The organism is Dialister sp. i34-0019-2H8, from assembly GCF_042846925.1.
Lineage (GTDB): Bacteria > Bacillota > Negativicutes > Veillonellales > Dialisteraceae > Dialister.
On record NZ_BAABYQ010000001.1, the window covers coordinates 2,447,501 to 2,471,763 of the forward strand.

23 protein-coding genes and 1 riboswitch (1 of these 24 cut by a window edge) are annotated in these 24,263 nt (G+C 54.3%); of the genes, 12 read left to right on the top strand and 11 right to left on the bottom strand.

What is annotated here, in order from left to right; genetic code table 11:
• From ACGG9R_RS10620 to ACGG9R_RS10630, 3 genes are all read left to right on the top strand, one after another.
• A protein-coding gene (locus ACGG9R_RS10620) for a GntP family permease (protein ID WP_390154869.1) crosses the window boundary here: on the top strand, positions 1–247 show its 3' portion. Its footprint begins 1,139 nt before the window's first position; the window shows 247 of its 1,386 coding nt (coding positions 1,140–1,386); the start codon falls outside the window, past its left edge; it ends in the stop codon at positions 245–247.
• An 18-nt stretch (positions 248–265) separates the two neighbouring features.
• Complete coding sequence (locus tag ACGG9R_RS10625; RefSeq protein ID WP_390154872.1) at positions 266–1,405, top strand: glycerate kinase; 1,140 nt, start codon at positions 266–268, stop codon at positions 1,403–1,405.
• Between the two features lie 460 nt (positions 1,406–1,865).
• Entirely contained in the window at positions 1,866–2,441 is a 576-nt protein-coding gene (locus ACGG9R_RS10630; RefSeq protein WP_390154874.1) for a nitroreductase family protein, read from the top strand.
• A gap of 619 nt (positions 2,442–3,060) precedes the next feature.
• Here the strand turns inward: ACGG9R_RS10630 and ACGG9R_RS10635 are convergent.
• From ACGG9R_RS10635 to ACGG9R_RS10660, 6 genes are all read right to left on the bottom strand, one after another.
• On the bottom strand, positions 3,061–3,774 hold the full coding sequence (locus tag ACGG9R_RS10635) for an SIMPL domain-containing protein (protein WP_390154877.1): 714 nt from the start codon (positions 3,772–3,774) through the stop codon (positions 3,061–3,063).
• Positions 3,775–4,198: 424 nt separating this feature from the next.
• The gene (locus tag ACGG9R_RS10640; protein WP_390154880.1) at positions 4,199–4,639 is read right to left on the bottom strand and encodes a DUF523 domain-containing protein; all 441 of its coding nucleotides are present in this window, start codon (positions 4,637–4,639) and stop codon (positions 4,199–4,201) included.
• Positions 4,640–4,919: 280 nt separating this feature from the next.
• Complete coding sequence (locus ACGG9R_RS10645; protein ID WP_390154883.1) at positions 4,920–5,891, bottom strand: ATP-dependent 6-phosphofructokinase; 972 nt, start codon at positions 5,889–5,891, stop codon at positions 4,920–4,922.
• 210 nt (positions 5,892–6,101) lie between these two features.
• Positions 6,102–6,644: a shikimate kinase gene (locus ACGG9R_RS10650; RefSeq protein WP_022105026.1), complete on the bottom strand. Its 543-nt coding sequence runs from the start codon at positions 6,642–6,644 to the stop codon at positions 6,102–6,104.
• Complete coding sequence (locus tag ACGG9R_RS10655; RefSeq protein WP_390154886.1) at positions 6,598–7,113, bottom strand: hypothetical protein; 516 nt, start codon at positions 7,111–7,113, stop codon at positions 6,598–6,600. The genes ACGG9R_RS10650 and ACGG9R_RS10655 overlap by 47 nt, the downstream gene beginning before the upstream one ends.
• Before the next feature lie 645 nt (positions 7,114–7,758).
• Positions 7,759–8,544 carry a LytR/AlgR family response regulator transcription factor gene (locus ACGG9R_RS10660; protein WP_390154888.1) on the bottom strand — a complete coding sequence of 262 codons (786 nt, stop codon included), beginning with the start codon at positions 8,542–8,544 and terminating at the stop codon, positions 7,759–7,761.
• Positions 8,545–8,621: 77 nt separating this feature from the next.
• On the opposite strand from ACGG9R_RS10660, the gene ACGG9R_RS10665 reads away from it, so the two are divergent.
• Entirely contained in the window at positions 8,622–9,008 is a 387-nt protein-coding gene (locus tag ACGG9R_RS10665; protein WP_390154890.1) for a fluoride efflux transporter FluC, read from the top strand.
• A gap of 474 nt (positions 9,009–9,482) precedes the next feature.
• Here the strand turns inward: ACGG9R_RS10665 and ACGG9R_RS10670 are convergent, their stop codons facing one another.
• On the bottom strand, positions 9,483–10,541 hold the full coding sequence (locus ACGG9R_RS10670) for an iron-containing alcohol dehydrogenase family protein (RefSeq protein ID WP_390154893.1): 1,059 nt from the start codon (positions 10,539–10,541) through the stop codon (positions 9,483–9,485).
• A 474-nt stretch (positions 10,542–11,015) separates the two neighbouring features.
• On the opposite strand from ACGG9R_RS10670, the gene ACGG9R_RS10675 reads away from it, so the two are divergent.
• The 4 genes from ACGG9R_RS10675 (at position 11,016) to ACGG9R_RS10690 (ending at position 15,200) form a co-directional block, all read left to right on the top strand.
• Positions 11,016–11,255, top strand: a complete 240-nt coding sequence (locus ACGG9R_RS10675; protein WP_390154896.1) for a hypothetical protein — start codon at positions 11,016–11,018, stop codon at positions 11,253–11,255.
• Between the two features lie 97 nt (positions 11,256–11,352).
• Positions 11,353–11,895 carry an exonuclease domain-containing protein gene (locus tag ACGG9R_RS10680; RefSeq protein WP_390154899.1) on the top strand — a complete coding sequence of 181 codons (543 nt, stop codon included), beginning with the start codon at positions 11,353–11,355 and terminating at the stop codon, positions 11,893–11,895.
• Positions 11,896–12,004: 109 nt separating this feature from the next.
• Positions 12,005–12,769: a ribonuclease HI gene (gene rnhA, locus ACGG9R_RS10685; protein WP_390154902.1), complete on the top strand. Its 765-nt coding sequence runs from the start codon at positions 12,005–12,007 to the stop codon at positions 12,767–12,769.
• Between the two features lie 214 nt (positions 12,770–12,983).
• A riboswitch (cobalamin riboswitch) is annotated at positions 12,984–13,167 on the top strand.
• 92 nt (positions 13,168–13,259) lie between these two features.
• Positions 13,260–15,200 (top strand): TonB-dependent receptor plug domain-containing protein, encoded by a 1,941-nt coding sequence (locus ACGG9R_RS10690; protein WP_390154905.1) that lies wholly within the window; start codon positions 13,260–13,262, stop codon positions 15,198–15,200.
• Between the two features lie 98 nt (positions 15,201–15,298).
• Here the strand turns inward: ACGG9R_RS10690 and ACGG9R_RS10695 are convergent, their stop codons facing one another.
• A complete protein-coding gene (locus ACGG9R_RS10695) occupies positions 15,299–16,564 on the bottom strand; it encodes an ATP-binding protein (RefSeq protein WP_390154908.1) in 1,266 nt (421 codons plus the stop codon).
• Positions 16,565–17,092: 528 nt separating this feature from the next.
• Between ACGG9R_RS10695 and uraA the strand changes: the two genes are divergently transcribed.
• Entirely contained in the window at positions 17,093–18,358 is a 1,266-nt protein-coding gene (gene uraA, locus ACGG9R_RS10700) for a uracil permease (RefSeq protein WP_390154911.1), read from the top strand.
• 278 nt (positions 18,359–18,636) lie between these two features.
• Here uraA and ACGG9R_RS10705 read toward each other — a convergent pair whose 3' ends face one another.
• The 3 genes from ACGG9R_RS10705 to ACGG9R_RS10715 form a co-directional block, all read right to left on the bottom strand.
• Positions 18,637–18,984: a TM2 domain-containing protein gene (locus ACGG9R_RS10705; protein ID WP_390154914.1), complete on the bottom strand. Its 348-nt coding sequence runs from the start codon at positions 18,982–18,984 to the stop codon at positions 18,637–18,639.
• Positions 18,985–19,174: 190 nt separating this feature from the next.
• The gene (locus ACGG9R_RS10710) at positions 19,175–19,360 is read right to left on the bottom strand and encodes a hypothetical protein (protein ID WP_022105079.1); all 186 of its coding nucleotides are present in this window, start codon (positions 19,358–19,360) and stop codon (positions 19,175–19,177) included.
• 54 nt (positions 19,361–19,414) lie between these two features.
• Positions 19,415–19,903, bottom strand: coding sequence for a pyridoxamine 5'-phosphate oxidase family protein (locus ACGG9R_RS10715; RefSeq protein ID WP_390154917.1), 489 nt, complete (start codon positions 19,901–19,903; stop codon positions 19,415–19,417).
• A gap of 396 nt (positions 19,904–20,299) precedes the next feature.
• Between ACGG9R_RS10715 and ACGG9R_RS10720 the strand changes: the two genes are divergently transcribed.
• The 3 genes from ACGG9R_RS10720 to ACGG9R_RS10730 all read left to right on the top strand — a co-directional run bounded on the left by ACGG9R_RS10720 (position 20,300) and on the right by ACGG9R_RS10730 (position 24,215).
• A complete protein-coding gene (locus ACGG9R_RS10720; protein ID WP_390154920.1) occupies positions 20,300–20,608 on the top strand; it encodes a hypothetical protein in 309 nt (102 codons plus the stop codon).
• A gap of 348 nt (positions 20,609–20,956) precedes the next feature.
• Positions 20,957–22,303, top strand: coding sequence for a Trk system potassium transporter TrkA (trkA, locus tag ACGG9R_RS10725; RefSeq protein WP_390154923.1), 1,347 nt, complete (start codon positions 20,957–20,959; stop codon positions 22,301–22,303).
• A gap of 463 nt (positions 22,304–22,766) precedes the next feature.
• Positions 22,767–24,215 (top strand): TrkH family potassium uptake protein, encoded by a 1,449-nt coding sequence (locus ACGG9R_RS10730; RefSeq protein WP_390154926.1) that lies wholly within the window; start codon positions 22,767–22,769, stop codon positions 24,213–24,215.
• Positions 24,216–24,263: the final 48 nt, after the last annotated feature.

Consider the following 24,263-nt stretch of genomic DNA (forward strand, 5'->3'; position numbering starts at 1 on the left):
CACGGACTCGGCTTCCATGATGTCTGCTCTGGGTCTGCAGTCTGAAATGGCTGCGCTTCTGACGGTCATGGCGATCGGCGCGGGCGCGATGACTGTCTCGCACGCCAATGACAGCTACTTCTGGGTCGTCACCAATTTCACCGGGCTTGATCCGCAGGATGGCTACCGGACACAGAGTATGATGACGCTCGTCGTCGGCATTGTTTCCATGGTCAGCATTTTCCTCGCTTCTCTTGTTCTACTGTAACCGGCAGGAGGGTCACGCATGAAAACCATCATTGCCATGGATTCTTTCAAGGGCTGTCTCTCGTCTCTGGATGCAGGAAATACGATCAAAGAGGCGATCCTTTCCCGCTATCCGTCTGACTCGGTCGAGGTCTTTCCGCTGGCAGACGGCGGGGAGGGGACGGTCGATGTGCTGACGGCGGGTCTTGGCGGAGACATCGTCCCCGTCACGGTGACAGGGCCTCTGGGGCAGCCGGTCGCAAGCCGCTATGGCTGGCTTCCGAAGAGCCACACGGCTATCATCGAGATGGCGGATGCCTCCGGACTGCCTCTTGTGCCGCCGGCTTTTAGAAATCCGATGAATACCACCACCTACGGCCTCGGCGAGCTCATCAGCGCTGCCTTGTCCCGTGGATGCCGCCACTTCATCATCGGCATCGGTGGAAGTGCGACGAATGATGCCGGCATCGGCATGCTGACGGCGCTGGGCTATCATTTCTATCAGGAAGATGGCAGCCGTGTCAAAGGCTACGGCCGTGATCTGGCAAAGATCGTGCGCATCGATGACAGCGAGGTATCTCCGCTCCTTCGGGAATGCCGCTTCGACATCGCCTGTGATGTGACGAATCCGCTCTGCGGCAGCGAGGGCTGTTCGCATGTCTTCGGTCCGCAGAAGGGCGCGACTCCCGAGATCGCCACCCGCATGGACGCTGACATCGCCCGCTTTGCCGCTCTCTCCGAACGCTTCACTGGAAAGGCGGCAGCTCTTGTCCCCGGAGCAGGCGCCGCCGGAGGTCTTGGCTTCGCATTCCATACATTTCTAAATGGATCGCTGACGCCCGGGATCACACTGGTCCTCGAAGCCATCCACATCGCGGATGCACTTCCATCCGCCGACCTTGTCATCACCGGCGAGGGACGAATGGATCATCAGACCGCGATGGGCAAGGCGCCTGTCGGCGTCGCACAGCTCGCCAAGCGCTGCGCGCCTTCCTGCCGCACCATCGCTCTCTGCGGCTGTGCGGCAGAAGAAGCCGCCTCTGTCAATGAGCATGGCATCGATGCCTATTTCCCCATCCTGCATGAGGCGATGGATGCGGAAGAGGCCATGCGGAAGGATGTCACGACGGCCAATCTCCGTCAGACGGTCACCCAGGTCCTGCGTCTGATCCATGATTGAGGGTTCAGGGTTTGCCCATGAGGCGTACTGCCCTTGATTGGGGATGAAAGCCTCTCTTGAATGAGAAATGGTGGTGCGGCGCATTTCGTCATCCTGAGCGGAGAAAAACGTCGTATGAAATGGCTTATCTGAAATAGGAGAACTGAGTCGAAGGATCTAAGCGCCGCGGAAATTTGAAATTAACGATTTTCTCGTATCGCCAACCTAATCCCTAGCTACTAATTCCTAGTCACCAATCACTAGCTACTCGCCCCTGCTTTCAAACTTGTGGTAGCGGCTTCGCCGAAAGTATATATGGAGCGATGCCCGAAGGTTCCCTGGGTAGCAGGTTTCCCGTTTCGAAATTCCAAACATCGACCGCCTAACCGCGAATGACAAAGATTTCTCGCTTCGCTCGAAATGACGATACGAGAGTCTTCTAATCCCTAATCCCTAGTCCCTACGCAAAGGAGCACATCAAATGGATTTCAATGAATTATGTCTGGGTTGCCGGACGTACCGCAGATTCCAGCCAAAAGAGATCGATGCGGGCATTCTGGATGAACTCATGGAAAATGTCCGCATCGCAAACAGTGCGATGAATGCCCAGGTGCTGCGCTACGTGCTGGTCAGAGAGCCTTCTCTCACCGCCGCCATGCAGCCTTTGATCCATTGGGCGGGAGCGCTCCCGCCGGAGCTTGGCACGCCGAAAGCAGGCGAAACGCCCGTGGCTTTTGTCCTCATCTGCAAAGAGGGCCGCGGAAATCCGTGGGACGACATCGACGTGGGCATCGCCGCACGGACGATCACGCTGAATGCGTATGCACACGGCATCGGCTCAGCCATGCTTGGCGCGGTGGAATTTCCGAAGGTGAAGGAGATTCTTTCGCTTCCCGCGGACTGGGATCCGCGCCTTCTCATCGCCCTCGGTTATCCGGGATGCGAGAGCCATATCGTAGACGTACCTGAAAACGGCTCGACCAAATACTTCCTCGATGAGAAAAAGGACTACTGTGTACCGAAGCGTCAGCTGTCTGATATTTGTATCAAGAAATGATGCACGCAAAAAGGGGCTGTGAGAAAATGAATCCCCATTTCTTCGCAGCCCCTTTTTACTTTGCTTTCATTTGGTTCAGGGTTCAAGGTTCAGGTGGCGGCTTCGCCGCCTTTTTTAGAAGATGGTATTCTCGTATCGCAGCCTTCCCCTCTAGGGGAAGGTGCCCCACAGGGGCGGATAGGGTGACTATGGCATGAAAGACAGCTGGGATAAGGTTTCCCGGTCACTCCTATGAGAGCTGCAAGTCCCCCGCCCGCAGCAGATTGAACGCAAAAATGAGATGATCGTTATCACATCGCCTTTTATATTAAGACTTAGCGGATTCCGGAGGTTCAATGGGGGACTACTCAATCATCATGCAATTCCGAGCTATCGTTTTCGACATTCCCATCTATCCCGCTTACTGATAACACAAAGATTTCTCCACTTCAGTCGGAATGACGATACGGGATAACGATTAGCACAAATGGATACTGACCGCTACGGTGAATTGTGCCCTTATGGGGCACTCTATCCTGCGCCTTTGGCGCAGCCCTTCTCCAAGGGCCTACTCCATAAGGGAGAATTCCTTGATCCCTAATCCCTAATCCCTAGTCACCAGTCACCAGCTACTATTTACTTATCCGATCTCAAACACCACGGTGACACGGCTATGCAGCTTCGTGTCTCCGGGGGAAAGCGAGGTCGACTCTTTGGCATCTGCTGCCGCGCCTGCCATCATGCGTACATTCATCGCGCGGTACGGGGTGATATCGGCGCTGTCTTCATTGACAGAGATCACATTCACGACCGAGCGGCCCAGCGTGCCTGCCATGATCTGTGCCTTGCGAAGCGCAGCGGCAGTCGCCTGCCGCAGGGCTTCCTCCTTGTACTCCTGCGTCTTGCTCACAGAGAAATCCACGGAGTCGATGCGGTTCGCTCCGGCTTCTACGGCTGCATCCATGACGGCGGCCGTTTTATCCAGACGGCTCACCACGACCTTCATGGAATTCGTGCATTTATATTTCTTCGACTTCACGCGGCCCTTATCATCATAGATATTCTGCGGATACACATTGTAATTCTGCGTCTCGATCCTTGACGCATCTGCACCGGCAGCAATGACGGCATTCCGCACATCGGTCATGATCTGGGCATTCTCACGAGCCGCATTCTTCACCTGCGCCGACTCCGTCTCCACAGAAAGGTAGATGGCAGCGGTGTCACTCTTTGCCGTGACCTCTGCGCTCCCCGATACGGTGAGGCTCCTGCGCGGCAGCTCCTCCGCCTGTGCGGTCATCGTAGAAACGAGCAGCAGTCCGGCTGTTGCGATGGCGATCCATTTCTTTTGCATAGGTCTTCCTCCTTTGAAATTGACTAACGGTCATTTTCTTCATTATAGGGAAAGAAACCAAGTTTGTCAAATGGAAGGGAACGGGTTCAGGGTTCGTCCCTGGGGCGTATCGCCCTTTGATTGCGGATGAAAGCTTCGCTTGAATGAGAAATTAGAAATGCGAAATGGTGGTACGGCGCATTTCGTCATCCTGAACGGAGAAAAACGTCGTATGTTAAGGAAACGCTGATTCAATCGCAGAATCAGCGTTTCCTTAAAAATAGCTTATCTGAAATAGGAGAACTGAGTCGAAGGATCTAAGCGCCGCGAAGGTTTGAAACTGGCGGTTTTCTCGTATCGCAAACCTAATCCCTAGCCACTAATCCCTAGCTACCAGTCACTAGTCACAAGTCACTCGAGGCTCCTAATCCCCAATCCCTAGCCACTAGTCACCAGCCACTCCTGATTCCACATCCTCCTCATCGATCACACGCACGCCCGCCTGACGCAGCGCCTTCGCAAGGATCCCTTGGCCCTTGATCTTTTTTCCGCTGAATGTGCCGTCATAGATCTCATGGACCCCGCAGGTGGGACTTTTTGCCTTGAGGATCGCACACTCGATCTCTTCCCCCGCAAGCGCTTCCAGTGTCCGTGCGACGCCTGCGCGATACACGGCATCCAGATCCTTCCCTTCGCAGGAGATCACACGCCCCTCGCGAAGCTCCACCGGCGGCCGCGGGACCGGCATACCGGCGGCGACCTCCGGGCAGACAGGGATCACCTCTCGCCCCTTCACATAGGAGAGTACAGCTTCATTCCGATTGTTTCCGCCGCTGTACTTGCAGTTTCGCCCCAAAAGGCAGGCACTGACGATGATCTTCTTCATAAAGACTCCTTTGGTAAACAGATTCTATGGGTTCTAGTATTGCGTTTTCTAAATCACTGGCATGTAAGTCAACTTCCGAATCAAGTGAGGAGTGAGGAGTGAGGAGTGAGGAGTGAAGGTACGGCGCATAAAACGAGGAAGCGCCGCGGAGGTTTGAAACTGGCGGTTTTCTCGTATCGCAAACCTAATCCCCAGCCACTAATCCCTAGCTACCAATCACCAGTCACTGGTCACCAGCTGCCCAAAAAGCGGCGCCCTACGAACAGTGCGCCGCTTTGCTTCATTCCATCCCCGTCGCTCCCAGCATGACGGCGAGATCGTAGAGATCTCTGCGGAATGGTTCTTTCTCTTTTTTTGCCTCTTCGTAGGGAAGAATGCGCACGCGGCCTCTGTGCATACCGATGAGCGCTCCGGTCTCTCCCCGGAGGAGCGCAGTCACCGCGCACGCGCCCAGGACGGAGCCGAGCTGGCAGTCTCTGGCCGTCGGCTGACCGCCGCGCTGGATGAAGCCGAGCGTGGTCGTACAGACGTCGATCTTTGTATGCTCTTTCAGCCACTCCCCCAGCGAGCGGGCATCGCCCGCGCCTTCCGCACAGATGATGATGCTGTTCGTCCGTCCCAGCTTCATCTGCGCCTCGAGGCTCCGTGCCAGCGTCTCCCGTTCAAAGGATACCTCCGGCACCAGAATGTACTCTGCTCCGCAGGCAAGGCCCGCATCGAGTGCGATGTGTCCCGCGAAACGTCCCATGACCTCCACAATGGCGGCACGTTCGTGGGCAGACGCACTGTCGCGGATGCGGCTCACGGCAGAAACGACCACGTTCACCGCCGTATCATGACCGATGGTCTCATCCGTCCCATGCATGTCGTTATCAATGGTACCCGGTACCGTCACTGTCGGGATGCCGAGGTGCGTCAAAACCTCTGCTCCCTGCACAGAACCGTCGCCGCCGATGACAACGAGCCCGTCGATGCCGTGCTTCCTTAAAATATCCGCCGCTTGGATCTGATTCTTCCGTTCAAAGAAAGCCTGACAGCGCGCCGTGCGCAGCATCGTCCCGCCGCGCAGCACGATCCCGCCCACAGACGCCGAAGTCATCGGCGTGATGTCTTCATCCAGAAGTCCTGCATAGCCACGCTCAATGCCATATATCTCGGCATCCATGGCAAGCGCCGTCCGGACAACGCTTCTCACAGCTGCATTCATGCCCTGTGCATCACCGCCGCTGGTCAGTACAGCCAGTCGTTTCATAAGAGTACCTCCTTGGGAAAATGGGTTGAAGGTTCAAGGTTCAAGGTTCAGGGTTCAGGGTTGTGGTGGCGGCTTCGCCGCGAATATTTATGGGCGCGAAGTCTGAAAGTCATATTCAAGTCACTAGTCACTCATCACCATTCACGCAAGGTTCCTCAACCCGTTGAACCTGTGAACCTTTTGAACCCGCAGAACCTGCTGCACCCTTTATCACAATCTCCGCTCAGCGAACTCCACATGATGCTGGTCCAGATAGCGGGCGATCAGGATCGCGGTCTGCTCCGGGTGGCAATTGGTCGTATTGATGACCACATCCACACGGTCGCGCCACTTCGCCCATTTCCGCAGCATCTGCCGCACGTAGCCATCCACATCGGAATAGTCCATGGTCGGGCGCTTGCCGATGCGGCGGCGCACCCGCTCTGCGAGGCGGTACGGCTTCGCATAGAGCAGCACCATCACGCCATGCTCCGCAAGGAGGTGAAATTTCTCCTCCGTCATGGGGTAATTGCCCCCCATCGCGATCACCGCTTCATGGTAGTAACGGACGCGGCTGATCACCTGCATTTCCTTTTCCGCGAAGGCCTCTGCCCCCGCATCGCGATAGAAGTCGGCGATCTTCATCCCCGTATCCCGCTCCATCATGCGGTCTGTGTCCGCAAGCTGCCAATCCAGCCCATCGGCCAGGATCTTCGCCGCTCTGCTTTTACCGGTCCCCATCGGACCGATCAGTACGATATTTCTCTTCTTCATAGGTACCTCGGCTTTGAAATGCAGTGATCTCGATCGCAAAGGACAAGACCGTCCCTTCCCGTTTCAATCGGACGAGCTTCACCGCATTCCACACTTCTTTGCTTTTTATTATATCAAAGCCGCGGACAATTTGTGAAAAACTGCCAGTGCCAACTACATGAATTTTATGAAAATTTCCATCCTTTTCCTCTGAGATCTCTTCCACGGAGACGCCTGCCTCCTCGAGCAGCTTCCCATAGGCCGAAGCCGGTGTCTTTTGAAAGAGCGATGAAAGGAGATCCAGATGCGCCGCATCCCGCTCCGCGTGCCGATACGACAGCAGGAGCTGATTCTCCGCGGCCATCCCTTCCGCCCTCTCCCGCAGCTGCCCCGCCTCCCGGAAAAGAAGAGCGCCGGACAAAAGGAGCAGCAGTGCCAAAAGCCCATACATCAGTGCGTACTTCGGATCATGCAGAAATCGGGATGCCATGGCGTCTCCTTTCGTTTCAGTGTTCAGGGGTTCAACAGGTTCTACGGGTTCAGGGTTCAAGGTTCAGGGTTCAGGGTTCAGGGTTCAGGGTTCAGGGTTCAGGGTTCAGGGTTCAGGGTTCAGGGTTCAGGGTTCAGGGTTCAGGGTTGTGGTGGCGGCTTCGCCGCAAATATATATGGGGCGATGCCCGAATGTCTCTTGATGACAGGTTAGCCCACGGGGCGTGCCGTCCCTTGAGTGGGAATGACAGAGGAGGAGCGGGTTCAGAGGGCTCAAAGGGTTCAAAGGGGGTGGTGCGGCGCTTTTCGTCATCCTGAGCGGAGAAAAACGTCGTATATTAGAGAATGGCTTATCTAAAGCATGAGAACTGAGTCGAAGGATCTAAGCGCCGCGGAGTTTTAGCATATAGGATATTCTCGTATCGCAGCCTTCCCCTCGAGGGGAAGGTGCCCCGTAGGGGCGGATAGGGCACTGGCGGTATGAAAGAGGGTGAGGAAAGCGGAGAGGTGCGCGGCACATGCGGGAAAAGCGTAAGCCCCTGACCGCGAATGAAAAGATTTCTCGCTTCGCTCGAAATGACGATACGGGAATCTGATGTCTTCCAGTCTCTCAGTCTCTTAGTCCCCAGTCATCAGCTATTCGCTCTCACGACCGGCAGAGCGCCTTCTCCCATTCCCTGCGGAAGATGCCCGCCTTCCGCTTCACCAAGGGAAGCTCGCGGCCGCCTTCGAGCGTCAGTGTATCCTGCCCGATCGCCTTCACCCGCTCCGCATTGACGAGTATGCCGCGCCCCGGCGAGAGAAAATGGAAAGCACTCCGTCCCCTGAGCCTTTCCGTCAGGGAAGAGAGCGTCGATGAAAGGCAGAGCTCCTCGCCGCCGGAAAGATACAGGCGCTGCACATGGTCTTCGGAGATCACCGCTTCTATGTCTGCCAGCGCGACCGAGCGCCAGCCATCGGCCGTCTTGAGAAGCACCTTCCGCCGCCAGCTCCCCTCCAGTGCGGAAAGGCAGCGATCGATGGCCTCTCTCACCTCCGCCTCCGTCGCTGGAAGGAGCAGGTAGTGCTGCGCCCCCAGACGGAAGGCAGCGAGTGCGCGGCTGTCATCCTCTGCAAGAAAGACCATTTCCGTATCACTCCACCGCTCCCGCACATCGGCCGCCGTCTGCATCGCCCCCTCGGGCAAAAAGGACAGATCCCAAAAGAGCAGGTCGAAGCGCTCCTCCCCGCGTCGCCAGTCGCCCAGAAAGGCGTAGCTGTTGTCATACGACACGCAGGAGAGCGACAGCCCCCTGGAGCGCGTCATCTCTCCCAGAAAACGCCGGATGAGTCCGGCCGTCTCTTCGCTGTGACTGATAATCCCTGCCAGAAGCATCGCCACTCCTCCTCTCTTGCTTCTCATATTATAATAGATAATATATTTTTTGTTCAAGGCAGAGAGCCTCCTCGCCCCCTCCGCCAAGGAAATATCTCATCCGCCTTTGCTCTCTGTCAGCAGAAAGGATCCCTATGTCCTCCTATCTCACACCGCTTCTTGTCGCTTTAGGCGGCGCACTGGGCGCACTCACGCGATACACCGTCACACTACTTGCCGCCTCCTTTCTGGGAAGCAACTTCCCCTATGGCACGCTCCTCGTCAATGGAGCCGGCTCTTTCCTGATCGGTCTCCTCGCCTTCTTTTTCACCCAGCACTTCCCCTCCCCCCTTGCCTCTGCCTTTCTGGTGACGGGATTCCTAGGCGGCCTCACGACCTTCTCCTCCATGATGAATGAGATCATGCAGTTTTTCCTTGCCGGTCACCTTCTCGAAGGATGCACCTACCTGCTCTCCCAGCTCCTCATCGGACTTCTTGCCGTCTTCGCCGGATACCTTCTCATGAGCCGGATCAGCCTGTAGCTTCCCGCAGCCAAAAGGCGATGTGAAATAACGATCATCTCATTTTCGCGTTCCATCTGCCGCGGGGGACTTGCAGCTCTCATAGGAGTGACCGGGAAACCTTATCCCAGCTGTCTTTCATGCCATAGTCACCCTATCCGCCCCTTTCGGGCACCTTCCCCTAGAGGGGAAGGCTGCGATACGAGAATACCATCTAAAAAAAGGCGGCGAAGCCGCCACGAGAGCCCTGAACCTTGAACCCTGAACCAAATGAAAGCAAAGTAAAAAGGGGCTGTGAAGAAATGAGGATTCATTTCTTCACAGCCCCTTTCCTTAGGAAACACTGATCAAATCGCAGAGTCAGATTTTACAAGAATTTTTATACATAGCTTCGTCATAGCCTTCCTTAAATAGCTCGCTATTCGCGTCAGGCTATTCCTTGCTATGCATAAAAATTCAAGAGTAAAATCTGACAACGATTGAATCAGTGTTTCCTTATTTCAATTTCTCAAGCTCCATCATAGCCTTGTACACCATATCGAAGGTGATCTCATACGGCTTCACACGCATATCCTTCGTGTGCAGGCAATTCTCTACCAGCTCATCCGGATACGCGGGATCGATGCCGATGTCAGCTAGACAATGCGGAAGACCGATGGACTTGGCAAAGCGGTAGATCTTATCCCGTTCTTCGATCTGTCCATCCATCGTCAGCATGACCTGCAGGCCGTAATTCACGACTGCGCCGTGCAGATGATTTCCCTTGTGCGGCGTGCGGGTATGGCTGTTGTAGATCGCATGCGCCAGGCTCGAGTCCAGATCATCCTCGATGCATACAGACGCCATCCCCGGCGCCACGATGATAGAAAGGATCGCCGGCTCCAGTGCATCCGTCACGATGCCCTTGTCCACTGCTTCGAGCGCCGCCTTGCCATACTTCAGGATGCCGGGCGCTACATTCTGCGCGTTTCTGACGCCCGTCTCCTGCACCCATGTGAGATCCATGCCGCGTGCGGAGAACGGCACCTCGTACTGCTTCGCCAGCGCATCACCGAGACCGGCCCAGAAATATTCACGAGGCGAATGTGCGATGACCTCCGTATTGATGAACGTGTGATAGGCATTGCGGTCGCGATAGATCGAGCCCTTGAAGCTGTGATCCGGATGGTACATGATGCAGACCGCCGTGACGGACGCACAGTTCGACGCAAGCGTCGGGAACGTGAAGAGCGGCTTCTTCAGAAGATGCGTCGCCCACTTCGCCGTATCCGTCGCACGGCCGCCGCCGACTGCAAAGACCATGTCCGCCTTGCGGATCTCCGGGATCCTCGTCAGCGCCTCTGCATTTTCAAAAGTCGCGTCATCCCCGTACTGGAAGCTGCCGAGAAGCTCGATCTTCCCTTCGATCGCCTTGCGGATCAGCGGCTCCGCTGCCGCTCTCGACTTCTCACCGCCCACAATGACCGCCGTCTTGCCATAGTCCAGGCAGATATCCGGGATGGCATCATATGCATCGACCCCGATCGTGAAATGAGGGAAAAATGTACTTTTCATAGGAGTTCCTTCCTTTATACTCATAGGTAAAATTTTATGTGAACTATTATAAGCAGGAAGCGCGAGAGATGCAAGAGAGGAGGCAAGGATTCCAGTGGCGGCTTCGCCGCATTTTAGATGACGGTATTCCCGTATCGTCAGCCTTCCCCTCGAGGGGAAGGTGCCCCGAAGGGGCGGATAGGGTACTGGCGGTATGAAAGGCAGATGATGCAGATGAAAAACGTTTTTACACAAATCACTACTAACGAAAGCACCCGAGCGCCGCTCCGCGTCGATTTTATAAAGGGCGATGCCCAAAGGCTGAAGGATAGAAGTCTGATATCTGATGTCTCCCAATCTCCTAGTCTAATCCCTAGCTGCTCATCCCTGCTTTCAAGCTTCAAGGCGCGCCCCACGACCTGACCACATTGCCCCTAGCATTCATCGCCCAATAATGATACCATAGGGACATATCTCTAAAGGGAAGGAAGCACTATGAAACGACCGCAGAAAGTGACCCCGGAAAGCCGGCTGAACCAGTACGCCCGTAAAATGTACGGCAAAGAAAAATTCGAAAAGCAGTGGGACGAAGACTACGAGACAGAAAGCCTCACCGGCAAAAAAGGCGACAAGAAAAAGATCCGCACCACCCTGAACCGCAAGTTCCGCCACAGCAGAAAGCAAGACATCGCTGACGGCGGCGCCTATAAAAAAGAAACCTCGTGGGAAGAATAGAGACCCGGTGATCGCGCCTTTTAGACCGCGTGCGCGCAGCACGCACCATTCCTGCCCCCGCCACGCATCCCATGATTATCAATGAAAGCGTCTTACTATGATCAAGAAAGAAGACATCCTCGTCCTGGACACCGAGACCACCGGCTTCGGCCCATCAGCCGAGATCCTGCAGCTCTCCATCGTAAACGGACTGGGCGAGATCGTGATGAACGAATATTTCCGCCCTGCACGCGCCACCTGCTGGCCCAGCGCCGAAGCGGTGAATCACATCTCCCCTGCCATGGTCGCAGGCAAGCCCCTCATCAGCGAGAGGAAATTGGGCATCGAGAAAATCCTCCACGCCGCCAAGATCATCTCCGGCTACAACCTCCCCTACGACCAGAAGATGCTCATTCAAAACGGCATCTACATCCCGAGCCGTTCCAAAGTCCGCTACATGGACCTCATGAAGCCTTTCGCCAAGACCTATGGCGAGCCGAGCAGCCGCTATCCGGGAAAATATAAATACCAGAAACTCATCACCTGCGCGAAATACTACGGCTACTCCGAGGAAGGCTGGCACGACAGCCTCGCTGATACGAAAGCCACCCTCTACTGCTTCTGGAAAATGGTCGAAGACGGAAGCATCTGCATAGAATAAGAGATCATCGAGCGGCGCCCCTTCACAGAGCGCCGCATTTTCATGAAACGAAAAAGGGCGCGGCACACCTCCCCTTGCCCCCGCTCTCCATTTCCCCGAAAGGAACCCCATGCCCAAGAAATACTACGTCGTCAAGCGCGGACACCATGCGGGCGTCTACTACAGCTGGAGCGACTGCCAGAAAGAAGTCACCGGATTTCCCGGAGCCATCTACAAAGGCTTTGCCACCCAAGCCGAAGCGGAGGCCTGGTACGGCAAGCCCATCGCCCCGCCGCCGAAAGCCGCAGTCCATGCGGCCATCCCCAGAAAGCCCGCACCAACGATCGAAACACTCGAGAAGAAATACCCCGCCTACGCCGAACCCATGGACATCAGCTGCATCTCCTACGACGGCAAGACCGAGCGCATCATCCTCCCCGAGACACTCATCATCTACACCGACGGCTCCTGCCTCGTGAACCCCAATGGGCCCGGCGGATTTGCCGCCGTCTTCCTCACTGCCGAGGGCAGCGAGCTCCTCACCCTCTCCGGCGGCGAGCCCGCCTCTACGAACAACCGCATGGAGCTCCGCGCCGCCTACGAAGCACTGAAGCTCCTGGATGACGGCATCCGCCGCACCATCACCTTCCACACCGACAGCAAGTACCTGCAGAAAGCCATCACCAACCGCTGGCTCTACAACTGGAAACGCAACGGCTGGCTCACCGCCGCCAAGACCCCCGTCTCCAATCAGGACCTCTGGAAAGCCCTGGACCGTGTCATGACGCCCCACCGCCTCACCTTCGAATGGGTCAAAGGCCATGTCGGGACAAAGTACAACGAAATGTGCGACACCCTTGCGAAAGGCGAAGCGATGAAGTTCAAGAAATGGTGACTGGGGACGCTCCTTCCCACTTTCTTTCATACCGCCAGTACCCTATCCGCCCCTTCGGGGCACCTTCCCCTCGAGGGGAAGGCTGACGATACGAGAATACCGTCATCTAAAATGCGGCGAAGCCGCCACCGGAACCCTTTGAACCTTGAACCCTCAATCATTAAAATTTCATTTCCCTTTTCTGCGTGAATGCTGTATAATACATACAGCATTTTTATATTGAATCAAAGAAGGTCTTTCAAAAAATCTTTGAAAGTAAAAAGAGAAGACGGCGCAAATCCGTCGCGGTCCCGCCGCTGTAAGGCTGAGCCCTCCTCACGATGTCACTGGGAAACCGGGAAGACGAGGACAGGCGAGGACGCCGAGCCAGAAGAACTGCCCTCTTTGATGAAGACAACTGATCCGCTGCGGATGGTGCGATGTATACCGGAAGCAGATGGCGCAGGTTGTTTTCAAGTTTCCATCCATACGGGATAAAGGAGGAAGTAAAATGAATCAGAAAATTTTGACAGCGTCTTTGGCAGCTCTTGTGCTTACCACAGGCGCTTTTAGCGTGCAGGCAGAAAGCACCCCCCCGAATTTTTATTCGTTAGATGAGGTGGTCGTTACTGCGAGCCGTACACCGGAAAAGAAGATCGACGCCAATGCGGATGTCGCAGTCGTAACTGCGAAGGACATTGCCACAAAACACTATAGTGATGTGACCGAAGCTATTCGTTCTGTACCCGGTGTCGCTCTTGGCTCTCAGAATGCCTCTAGCCAGATTTCTTTCACCAATCCACTAACAATCAATGGTAGCCAAAATGTAGTTATCATGGTTGATGGTATGAGAATCAACACCAATGGTGTTATGAGCAGAACCACCGCTTTAGGCACCTTGACCAACATGAACTCCATCGACCATATTGAGATATTGAAAGGAGCCGCGTCTACTCTCTACGGCAGTGATGCGCAAGGTGGTGCCATCAACATCATCACAAAAAAGCCAGAAGACGGTCAGGTACACACAAAGCTCGATCTCTCCCGTGCCAGCTATAATGGAGAAAAGTATGGTATCTATAACGAAGGTAGCAGCAATGGTTTTTTCTGGACAGTAGATGCTCACAAAGAATTACAGGGCACGTACAAGGACGGCTGGGATCGTCATACCATCAATCACTTGAACGCGAAATCAATTTCCACTAAATTTGGATATGACTTTGGCAATGACTCCAATCTCGTTTTCAATTATGAAAAATATAAATTAGACTATACGCGCCCCGATGGCGGCACTACCAGCACACAAGCTGATCACGGTAAAAAAGATAATGACCGTATCAGCCTGCAATATAACGCAAAAATCAGCGATCGTGTTTCTAATCAGTTCTCAATCTACAGAAATCAAAATCGCATCGAAGATAACTATAACAACCTCACAAACATAGCAGATGGAAGTGGCTATACAGATATCCACATGAAGACCACCGGTATCTCCGATCAACTCACTTATAAAGGAAACGACCAAACAATTATCGGTGGCTTCGATTGGTACAAAGATGAGATTCCTCATTATAAATATTCTTACGGTGGTGGATCCCCTGCTAAGGAGTCTCCGGAAGAAGGTGCCAGCGTAACCACTACTGCCTTCTATGTGCAGGATAAATGGGACATCACAGACAAGTGGAATGTAACCCCAGGCATTCGTATCACACATAACAGCCAATACGGAAATAATACTTCCCCAAGCCTTTCCATTGGCTACAAGGCCAGTGAAAACACAAACTATTATGTCAATTACAAAAAATTCTTTAGAGCGCCTTCACTCCTTGAACTGTACTATATGAGCAAAAATGCACCCAACTTGGACCCAGAAAAGGGCTATACCGTAGAAATGGGTGTCAATCATAAGTTCAATTCCACCCTTACCGGCACACTCAATATTTACACCCAGCGTGCCGACAACCTCATCGGATGGGATAGTGCCGCTTTTAACTATGGAAACTCTGGGAAAATCAAAAATAATGGCGTCAATCTGTCTCTGCAGAAAGAATTCAATAAACATGTCAGCGCCACTTTAGGCTACACATACATTAACGCAGATTCTTCCACCAAAAACACGGTATATGCCAACATTCCAAAGCATGAACTTAATATCGGCATCAATTACCAGAATAGCAAGTTGACTGCCTCCTTATGGGGACGCGGTATCATGGATCGATACACGACAAAGGATACCATGAAAGACTACTCTAGCTACTGGGTATGGGATATTGCTGCCAACTACCAGTTCACCAAAGAAGCCACCCTCTTTGCCAGAGTGAACAACATCTTTGACCAGTTCTACACTGATGTCGGCACCTCCTACGGCCCGAATGCTGATCCAACAAAGTATCAATACTGGTACTCCGCTCCCGGCCGCAACTTCGAGATCGGCCTCCAATTCCAGTTCTAAGAAGCAAGCATGTGCGAGCACTGCATCACACACAATAAAAGCGATGAGACAAAAATCTCATCGCTTTTATTGTGCATCGTTGCGCCGCAACCGCTGCCCTACGCAAACACCTCATCCAGCCCATGAGGATAGAGGAGGAAGTCAAAGACGCTCATAATGAGGATCCCGTCATCACCGCGGCGCGGGCGCATGACATCCTTGACGAGTATGATCTTCTTGAACCCATCTGAAAGGGCGAGGAGAGAGGCCTTCTCCTGACGAAGCTTCTCCTCATCCGGCAAGTGGAAGGCGGACTGGATGTAGTATCGCTTATTTCCCAGACTCGCGATGAAGTCCACTTCGAGCTGACGGCTCAGCATCCGCCCACTCTCTTCATCGAGTATTCTCCGATTCACTACGCCAACGTCCACCAGGTAGCCGCGGCAACGCAGTTCATTGTAAATGATATTCTCCATCAGGTGCGTTTCCTCTACCTGTCGGAAATCAAGCCGCGCATTTCGGAGTCCCACATCCTCGAAGTAGTACTTCACTGGCGTGTCGATATATTTTCTGCCCTTCACATCGTAGCGGACGGCCTTCTGTATCAGAAAGGCTTCTTCAAGGAAATCGATGTACTGGCGAATGGTATTCAGGCTGAGTTTCGAATGGAAGCGGCTCTGGAAGGTCGCCAGGATCTTGGTCGGATTCATCAGCGTACCGATAGAGGAGGCGAGCACATTCACCAGGTCTTCCATCCCCTCCGGATATTTGAGCTTATGCCGTTCCAGGATGTCCTTCAGATACGTTTCCTTGAAGAGGCTCTGCAGGTAGGTGATCTTTTGCTGCTCTGTCTTCATGGACGCGACCTGCGGAAGACCGCCATAGGTCGCGTAGTCAGCCCAACCGTGGTACATATCCCCGTCGTACTGCTCCATGAATTCCGAAAAGACCAGCGGGTAGACATGGATCTCGTCCCCGCGCCCGCGGAAGGCAGTCAGTATGTCGTTGGAGAGAAATTTCGAATTGCTCCCTGTCACGTACACATCCACATGTGACTCATACAGGAGGGAATTCAGCACTTCCTCAAAGTGATCGAGAAACTGTACTTCATCGAGAAGGATATAGTAGTCCCCTTCATCCGTCATGCGTTCGTGAATCCAAGAGAGGAGCATGTCGGGATCTCGGTAGCGCCGCATATCCCATCGGTCGAGCTGCATGGTGAGGATATGATCCATCGCCGTTCCCTGCTGCATCAGGTAACGGACAAAGAGATTGAAGAGAAGATAAGACTTCCCACTTCTGCGAATCCCGGTCACCACTTTGATCATGCCATTGTGCATGCGCTCCACCAGCGCATCCATGTATTTCTGTCGTTTGAACTCCATCGTAGCACTCCTCTTCACTGAAAATCAGACGCAATATTACGTCTAATTTTCAGTGCATCTATCTTTTGAAATTACCCATTATGAAATGTATAATCAGGTTTTTATCCTGTATGTATCGGCTCTTTCATGATTATTATACCACGCACGCATAACTCTGTATATAAATCACAGACTGAAAAGCAGACGCAATATTGCGTCTGCTTTTCAGTCTGTGAATTTCCCTCCCGACGTTCCCCACTTGCTTTTCTTTCGCAAAAAGAATAAAATATGACAGGTAAAAATTCACAGTCAGGCAAAGGAAGGAGGCTCTTTCGTTTTTTCGAAAGCCTCCTTTTTTCTAGGAAAACACTGATTCAATCGTTGTCAGACTGAATCAGCGTTTCCCCAGGACTCGCCCCCACTTATCCCGCTTCCGTATGTTCCCAAAGTGGGAAAGGGGATACATGAAGGCAAGAAGTCTCCCCGTCTGATTTTCCTAATCCCCAGTCACTAGTCACTAGTCACTATTTCCCCAAAAGGAGAACGCTTATGAGCAAAAGAATCATCGAAGTCGAGGAGCGGCTCCCGCTCCTCCCCACCATCCCCCTCTCGCTGCAGCACCTCTTCGCCATGTTTGGCTCCACGGTGCTGGTGCCCTTCCTATTGAATGTAGACCCCGCGACCTGCCTTTTCATGAACGGCATCGGGACGCTCCTCTACCTCACCATCTGCAAGTGGAAGCTCCCTGCCTACCTCGGCTCGTCCTTCGCCTTCATCTCGCCGGTGCTGGCGGTGACGGCGACGGCGGGCATGACGTATGCGGATGCCCAGGGCGGCTTCATCGCCTTCGGTCTCTGCTTCATGATCATCGCACTCCTCGTGAAGAAGATCGGCGTCGGCTGGATCGATGTCCTCTTCCCGCCGGCTGCCATGGGCGCGATCGTCGCGATCATCGGGCTCGAACTGGCACCGCTCGCCATGACCATGTCCGGCTTCATCGGTGAGCCGCAGGGCATGAGCGCAGCGACTTCCATCACGATCTCCATGTTCACCTTGATCGTCACCATCCTTGCGACCGTTCTTGGGCGCGGATTCATCTCCATCATCCCGATCCTGATCGGTGTCATCGCCGGCTATATTCTCTCCGTCTTCATGGGTGTCGTAGACTTCACGCATGTAGAGGAGATGCCATGGTTCGCCCTGCCGACCTTCTATGCGCCGCATTTCAATCTCTCTGCCATCATGATGATCCTTCCGGCGCTCTTCGTGGTCCTCGCCGAACATATCGGCCATCTCTTCGTCACGAGCGATATCGTCGGACACGACCTCATCAAAGACCCGGGACTTCACCGCTCGCTCTTTGCAGACGGTCTGTCGAATATGATCTCCGGCTTCGTCGGCTCTACGCCGAATACCACGTATGGTGAAAACATGGGCGTCATGGCGATGACGGGCGTCTACAGCACCTGGGTCATCGGCGGTGCTGCCTGCTTTGCCATCCTCTTCTCCTTCATCGGAAAGATTGCCGCGCTCATCCACGGCATCCCGACTCCGGTCATGGGCGGCGTCTGCATCCTCCTCTTCGGCTTCATTGCGGCTTCCGGTATCCGCATGCTGATCGAAAAGCATGTGGACTATACGAAGTCCAGAAATCTGATCCTGACCGCAGTCACGATGATCTCCGGCCTCTCCGGTGCAACCATCGTCCTTGGGCCGGTGCAGCTGAAGGGCATGGGGCTGGCGACCGTCGTAGCGATCATCACTTCGCTCGCCTTCCTCGCCTTCGATAAGATGCATATCTCGAATGAACAGTAAGAAATGAGGGGAAAGGGTTAGTCCCGGGGACGTGCTGTCCATTTGATTGGAAATGAAATCCTCGCTTGCATGAGAAATTAGAAATGAGAAATGGTGGTGCGGCGCATAAAAATAAGGAAACGCCGCGGAGTATAAATAAGACCATGCCCAAAGGTGGCATTTCAGTCACTAGGCACTAGTCTCTAGTCACCAGCCAAAGAACGTGCTATACTACAGTTGACATCGTGATTGACCGCAAAAGGCCGCCCTGCTTACAGGGCGGCTTTTTGCGATGAGATCTACTTTTCAAAATGCACGGGCGGCACGGGGCTCGGGTAGAGCTGCTGGGCTTCCGCGATACAGATCTTCAGGATCTCCTGATTCTTCCGCTTCACCATGCCGGAGATGCGGAAAAGGTCGATGATCCACCAGATAATGCCGATGAAGCAGCCGCAGAGGATCCAGAGAAGGATATTCTTCACCGGATGTCCGAGGTAGAAATAGTACACGCCAAAGAACACCCATAGGATGTAAGCAGTCGATACCTTCTTTTCACGGTTCGCATACAGGGTCAGCGCATAGTCCTTCTGCTTCTCCGTGAGCAAATTCAAGAGGGCGATGGATGTCGGATCGAAATGGGTGTCCATAATGGTTCTCCTTTTCCATGGTTTTTCTTAAGGAAACACGGATTAAATCGTTGGCAGATTTTATTCTTGAATTTTTATACATGGCGAGGAATAACCTGACGCGAATAGCGAGCTATTTAAGGAAGGCTATGACGAAGTCATGTATAAAAATTCTTGTAAAATCTGACTCTGCGATTTAATCAGCGTTTCCTTAAAACAGCCGTTCCTTCAGCTTGATGGCCTTCCACTTGGCGAGCGCCTGCTTGGCTTCTTCACTCGCATGTGCGGTGAGGCGTACATGGCCATCGAGACGCTCCTTCATCGTGACGGCAGGGTCGATGTAGGGCTCGAAGGTTTTATACAGATTATTCTTTGTGATTTGTTCTGATAGATTCATGATGGGCTCCTTTTGTGAGGGACTGGTGACTAGGGATTAGGGACTAAAGCCCGGTCAACGATTGACCTTCACTTGAAATTCTTCTGCGTCCAGACGAAAGATCGCCGTCCTTTCAGCCATGGCATCGCTGATATCCCAGTCCCGCGGCGAATAGTGTTTCATAAAAAGGGAGAGGGCCGTCTTCGCCTCTTCCCTTTCTTGGATCATGGATACACGCCCGCTTCCGATGACGGACTTGTAGTGTGTGGTGAAGCGGCCCGCATCTTTTTCATCGGGGATCACCACCTGATCGCCGTCGATGCAGAAGCCGACGTCCGGCTTTTCTTGCAGGATCTCGTACTTCAGTCCTGCTTTGGCGCCATGAAAATAGAGAGCCAGATGCCCGTCCTCATAGGTGAAGGCATAATTCACCGGCACCACGTAGATCCGATCGCTGTCAGAAAGTCCGAGATGGAGGACCTCCTGATTCATCAGGATGAAACGGATGGCATCTTCGTCCGTCACCTTTCGGTCTTTTCTTCGCATGGGTGTGTTCTTGGGCATGGTTTTGCCTCCTTCTTTGCACTTACCCTTATTATACGTTTTTTCCTGCATTTTTGTGAAGTCCGCTCTTGCCATTCCCCATCGCGCCGCGTACAATGGGGAACGAAATCATTAACAGGTCCTGAAGTTTCAACTTAAGGAAACGCTGATTAAATCGCAGAGTCAGCTTCTACAAGAATTTTTATGCATAGCTTCGTCATAGCCTTCCTTAAATAGCTCGCTATTCGCGTCAGGTTATTCCTTGCTATCCATAAAAATTCAAGAGTAAAATCTGACAACGATTGAATCAGTGTTTCCTTAAAACTCTACGGCGCTTTATGATGATGCGCCGCCCCTCTGCGGAACCTTCAGAACCTGTAGAATCTGCTGAACCTTTTTATGAAAGAAGATCTTACTATGTACAAAATCCAAGTCTATATCCCCTTAGAATCTGTCGATACCATCCGCGAAGTCATTACCCAAGCCGGCGGCGGACGGATCGGAAATTATGCAGGCTGCATGTCCTGGTGGCAGGTACACTCCTCCTGGACCAGCCTGCCCGGCGCACACCCTTACGACGGCACCGTCGGAGAAACGACGGAAACGGATGAATACATCCTCCAGTGCCGCGTCGATGATGCCCACCTCCCTGCTGTCCTTGCCGCGATCCGTGAAGCCCATCCCTACGAAGAGCCCGTCATCGACGTGGTGAAGCTTTGGAAATAGGGTGACTGGGGAGAAGTTTGAAAGCAAGGATGAGTAACCTCGAGTGATTGGCGACTAGAAAACATCATATCCCGCACGCCTTTTCACGTTCCTCATCTATCTTTCATACCGCCTGTACCCTATCCGCCCCTTCGGGGCACCTTCCCCTCGAGGGGAAGGCTGACGATACGAGGAAACCTGCTATCAAGAAGCCTTCGGGCATCGCCCCGTTTCGTCATCCTGAGCGGCGAGAAACGTCGTATGTGAGATAACGAATGCCAGAACAGCTGCGACCTGAGCCGAAGGATCTCGGCGAATCCGCCGCCACCATTTCCAATTTCTTATTCCTCATTTTAAGAAGGATTTCCCATGCGTATTACCATCATCGGAGCCAGCCACCTCGGGCTGACCATCGCGAAGCTGCTCGCGAATGAATCTTATGACGTGATCTTGGTCGATGAGAACGAAGCCATTCTCGAATCCATCCGAGATGAGCTCGACATCCTGACCATCCATGCCGACGGCACAAGTCCGTCTCTCATGCGGGACCCCGACATCCGGAAGAGTGATTTTCTGGTCGCCGCGACAGCCTCTGACGAAAGCAATATCATTGCCTCCATCCTTGCAAAGCAGAACGGCATCCCTCACACCATCGCGCGCATCCGCGAGATGAAGTATTTATCCGAGCCGGCGTCCTACCTGCATGAAAATTTCGACATCGACCTCATCCTCTCGCCGGAGCTCATCACGGCGCGTGAAATTTTCCAGCTGCTCCGGACACCGCACGCGCTGAACATCGAGGACTTTGCCGGCGGGCGGGTGCGCCTGCTCGAGACGAAGCTCTCCACCACTTCGCCGCTGATCCATATCCCGCTTCATGCGCTCTCCCTCCCGCCTTCACTTCTGATCGCCATGGTGCAGCGGGACCATGACATCCTGATCCCGCACGGCGACGACTGCCTGCTCCCGATGGACAATGTATATTTCCTCGGGACACCGGCCTCCCTTTCCGAAATGGAATCCCGTGCAAACCTTCGCGTGCAGCGAAAGGCGAAGAAGGTCGTCATCATCGGCGCGGGCCGCATCGGGCAGGCGCTCGCCCCCATGCTCGAGGCGCAGGGGCTCTCTGTCAAGGTCATCGACAAGGACAGGCAGCGCTGTGAGGCCATGGCGCAAAAGCTCCGGAAAGGTCTGGTCCTTGCCGGTGACGGCACAGACATGGATCTCCTCACCGCCGAGGGCATCGGTGAGGCAGACACCGTCATCTGTCTCACCAAGGACGAACGGCTGAATATGATGATGGCGCTCCTCGCCAAGCACCTCGGCGCGCGGCAGACCATCGTGCGCGTCGTCAGGAGCGAGTATGCCCTCCTCATGCAGCAGGTCGGCATCGACATCGCACTCTCCACCCACATCCTTGCTGCCGGTGAAGTCCTGAGCTACATCCGAAAGGGCAGCGTCGTCTCGATCTCCTACCTCGAGGGCGCCCGCGTCCAGGCCGCAGAGGTCATCCTGCAGACAGGCGCTCCCGCCTGCGGCCGCTCACTCATGGAAGCGCGTCTCCCCAAGGAATGCCTCGTCGGCGCACTCGTCCGCGGCGAAGAGATCCTCATCCCTGATGGACGGACCGTCCTCTCCGCAGGTGACCGCGCGATCCTCATCATCCAAGCCGATCACACTGATCAGGTGCTGCGATACTTTAGAAACGGTGACTAGGAGACGTCAGACTCTCTCGCACGGTCATTTCGAGCAAAGCGAGAAATCTTTGTCATCCGCGGCGAGGGACTCACGCTTTCCCCACATGTGCCGCGCACTTCTCCGCTTTCCTCATCTGTCTTTCATACCGCCGGTGCCCTATCCGCCCCTTCGGGGCACCTTCCCCTCAAGGGGAAGGCTGTTTTTATACTTCGCGGCACTTAGCTCCTTCGACTCAGTTCTCATATTTTCAGATAAGCAATTTTTTAATATACGACGTTTTTCTCCGCTCAGGATGACGAAATGTGCCGCACCACCCCCTTTGAGCCCTTTGAACCCGCTCCTCCTCTGTCATTCCCACTCAAGGGACAGCACGCCCCGTGGGCTAACCTGTCATCAAGAGACCTTCGGGCATCGCCCCATATATATTTGCGGCGAAGCCGCCACCACAACCCTGAACCCTGAACCCTGAACCCCCGAAATCATGAATATTCAAATCATCTACTCTATGCTGTCCCGCGTCCTTGCGGCCAGCGGAGCGGCATTGTTGCTGCCGCTCCTGCTCTCGCTCTATGAGCGGGGGCCGATCCTTCCCTTTCTCGCGCCGATGCTTCTTTCCGCAGCGCTCTCGCTATTTCTGAAAAGAAAAGGAGCGGCGATCGAAAGCAGCCTGACGCCGCGGGAAGGGACCGCCATCACTGCGCTCTCTTGGATCGCCGTATCCCTGCTCTATGCGCTCCCCTACTGGGTGAGCGGGAGCCTCTCTCCCTTAGACAGCCTGGTCGAGAGCATCTCGGGCCTCACCGGGACAGGCGCGACCGTATTTACCGACCTCACCTGCGTCCCTGCGAGCCTTCTCTTCTTCCGCTCGCTCACCCACTGGCTGGGCGGCCTTGGCATCATCGTCTTCTTTGTCGCCCTCTTCCCGCAAGCCGGGCGCGGCACCGTGCGTATGATGCAGACAGAAAGCACCGGCCCCACCTCATCGAAAGCGCTTCCCCGCATCCGCGAGACAGCACGCGCTCTCTTTGCCGTGTACGCCGTCTTCACCTCCGTCTGCTTCCTTTCCTACCTTCTCTGCGGCCTTTCTCCCTTGGACGCACTGAATCACGCCTTCTCCACCATTGCGACCGGCGGCTTTTCGACAAGAAATGAAAGCATCGCCTACTACCACGACGCGCGGCTGGAAATGGTCATCGCTTTCTTCATGATCATTTCCTCTGCGAACTTCGGCATCTATGTCGAAGCATGGAAACGCGGCGTCTCCGTCATCTGGAAGGATACGGAATTTCACACCTACCTATCCATCGTCGCCATCGCCACCGTCCTCATGACGCTCTCCCTCGTCCTACAGGGCGGCGCCTCCCTCCTGCCAGCGCTGAGAGAGACCTTCTTTCACGCCGCATCGATCTCCTCCACCACCGGCTTTGTCGCCGCTGACTTTGACCGGTGGCCCGACTTCTGTCGCTTCCTCCTCCTCCTTCTGATCCTTGTCGGCGGCTGCGGCGGCTCCACCGCCGGCGGGATGAAAGTCATCCGCTTCATCCTTCTCGGGAAAAGCATCTTTTCCCTGCTGAAGCTCCACCTCCACCCCCGTGCCGTTCAGGCCGTCTCCGCCGGAGAAAACCGCTACTCGGCCGACGTCCTTTACCGCGTGCTCTGCTTCTTCTTTCTCTACATCATGCTCGCCTTTCTGTGGGCTGCGATCATGATGTTTGACGGGCTCGCCTTCCTAGACGCTCTCGGCGTCTCCTTCTCCACCATGGGCAGCGTCGGCCCCGCATTTGGTCAATTCGGCGCGACACAGACCTACGCCGCACTCCCCACCCTCTCCAAGATGGTCGTCTGCCTCTCCATGCTCTTCGGCCGCCTCGAGTCCATCACCCTGATGTGCATCTTCATCCCTTCCTTTTGGAAACGAAGCGGATGGTGAGAAGCAAAGATCCGCTGCCCGCGTGATCGTCAGAGAGAAATATGTCCC

Excerpts from the sequence above, each read along its gene's own strand:
- ACGG9R_RS10705 (WP_390154914.1), bottom strand. The coding sequence starts at position 18,984 with ATGGACACCCATTTCGATCCGACATCCATCGCCCTCTTGAATTTGCTC.
- ACGG9R_RS10655 (WP_390154886.1), bottom strand. The coding sequence starts at position 7,113 with ATGGCATCCCGATTTCTGCATGATCCGAAGTACGCACTGATGTATGGG.
- ACGG9R_RS10690 (WP_390154905.1), top strand. The coding sequence starts at position 13,260 with ATGAATCAGAAAATTTTGACAGCGTCTTTGGCAGCTCTTGTGCTTACC.
- ACGG9R_RS10680 (WP_390154899.1), top strand. The coding sequence starts at position 11,353 with ATGATCAAGAAAGAAGACATCCTCGTCCTGGACACCGAGACCACCGGC.
- rnhA (WP_390154902.1), top strand. The coding sequence starts at position 12,005 with ATGCCCAAGAAATACTACGTCGTCAAGCGCGGACACCATGCGGGCGTC.
- ACGG9R_RS10625 (WP_390154872.1), top strand. The coding sequence starts at position 266 with ATGAAAACCATCATTGCCATGGATTCTTTCAAGGGCTGTCTCTCGTCT.
- ACGG9R_RS10635 (WP_390154877.1), bottom strand. The coding sequence starts at position 3,774 with ATGCAAAAGAAATGGATCGCCATCGCAACAGCCGGACTGCTGCTCGTT.
- ACGG9R_RS10695 (WP_390154908.1), bottom strand. The coding sequence starts at position 16,564 with ATGGAGTTCAAACGACAGAAATACATGGATGCGCTGGTGGAGCGCATG.
- ACGG9R_RS10670 (WP_390154893.1), bottom strand. The coding sequence starts at position 10,541 with ATGAAAAGTACATTTTTCCCTCATTTCACGATCGGGGTCGATGCATAT.
- ACGG9R_RS10650 (WP_022105026.1), bottom strand. The coding sequence starts at position 6,644 with ATGAAGAAGAGAAATATCGTACTGATCGGTCCGATGGGGACCGGTAAA.
- trkA (WP_390154923.1), top strand. The coding sequence starts at position 20,957 with ATGCGTATTACCATCATCGGAGCCAGCCACCTCGGGCTGACCATCGCG.
- ACGG9R_RS10715 (WP_390154917.1), bottom strand. The coding sequence starts at position 19,903 with ATGCCCAAGAACACACCCATGCGAAGAAAAGACCGAAAGGTGACGGAC.
- ACGG9R_RS10630 (WP_390154874.1), top strand. The coding sequence starts at position 1,866 with ATGGATTTCAATGAATTATGTCTGGGTTGCCGGACGTACCGCAGATTC.
- ACGG9R_RS10710 (WP_022105079.1), bottom strand. The coding sequence starts at position 19,360 with ATGAATCTATCAGAACAAATCACAAAGAATAATCTGTATAAAACCTTC.
- ACGG9R_RS10730 (WP_390154926.1), top strand. The coding sequence starts at position 22,767 with ATGAATATTCAAATCATCTACTCTATGCTGTCCCGCGTCCTTGCGGCC.
- uraA (WP_390154911.1), top strand. The coding sequence starts at position 17,093 with ATGAGCAAAAGAATCATCGAAGTCGAGGAGCGGCTCCCGCTCCTCCCC.
- ACGG9R_RS10720 (WP_390154920.1), top strand. The coding sequence starts at position 20,300 with ATGTACAAAATCCAAGTCTATATCCCCTTAGAATCTGTCGATACCATC.
- ACGG9R_RS10675 (WP_390154896.1), top strand. The coding sequence starts at position 11,016 with ATGAAACGACCGCAGAAAGTGACCCCGGAAAGCCGGCTGAACCAGTAC.
- ACGG9R_RS10645 (WP_390154883.1), bottom strand. The coding sequence starts at position 5,891 with ATGAAACGACTGGCTGTACTGACCAGCGGCGGTGATGCACAGGGCATG.
- ACGG9R_RS10665 (WP_390154890.1), top strand. The coding sequence starts at position 8,622 with ATGTCCTCCTATCTCACACCGCTTCTTGTCGCTTTAGGCGGCGCACTG.
- ACGG9R_RS10640 (WP_390154880.1), bottom strand. The coding sequence starts at position 4,639 with ATGAAGAAGATCATCGTCAGTGCCTGCCTTTTGGGGCGAAACTGCAAG.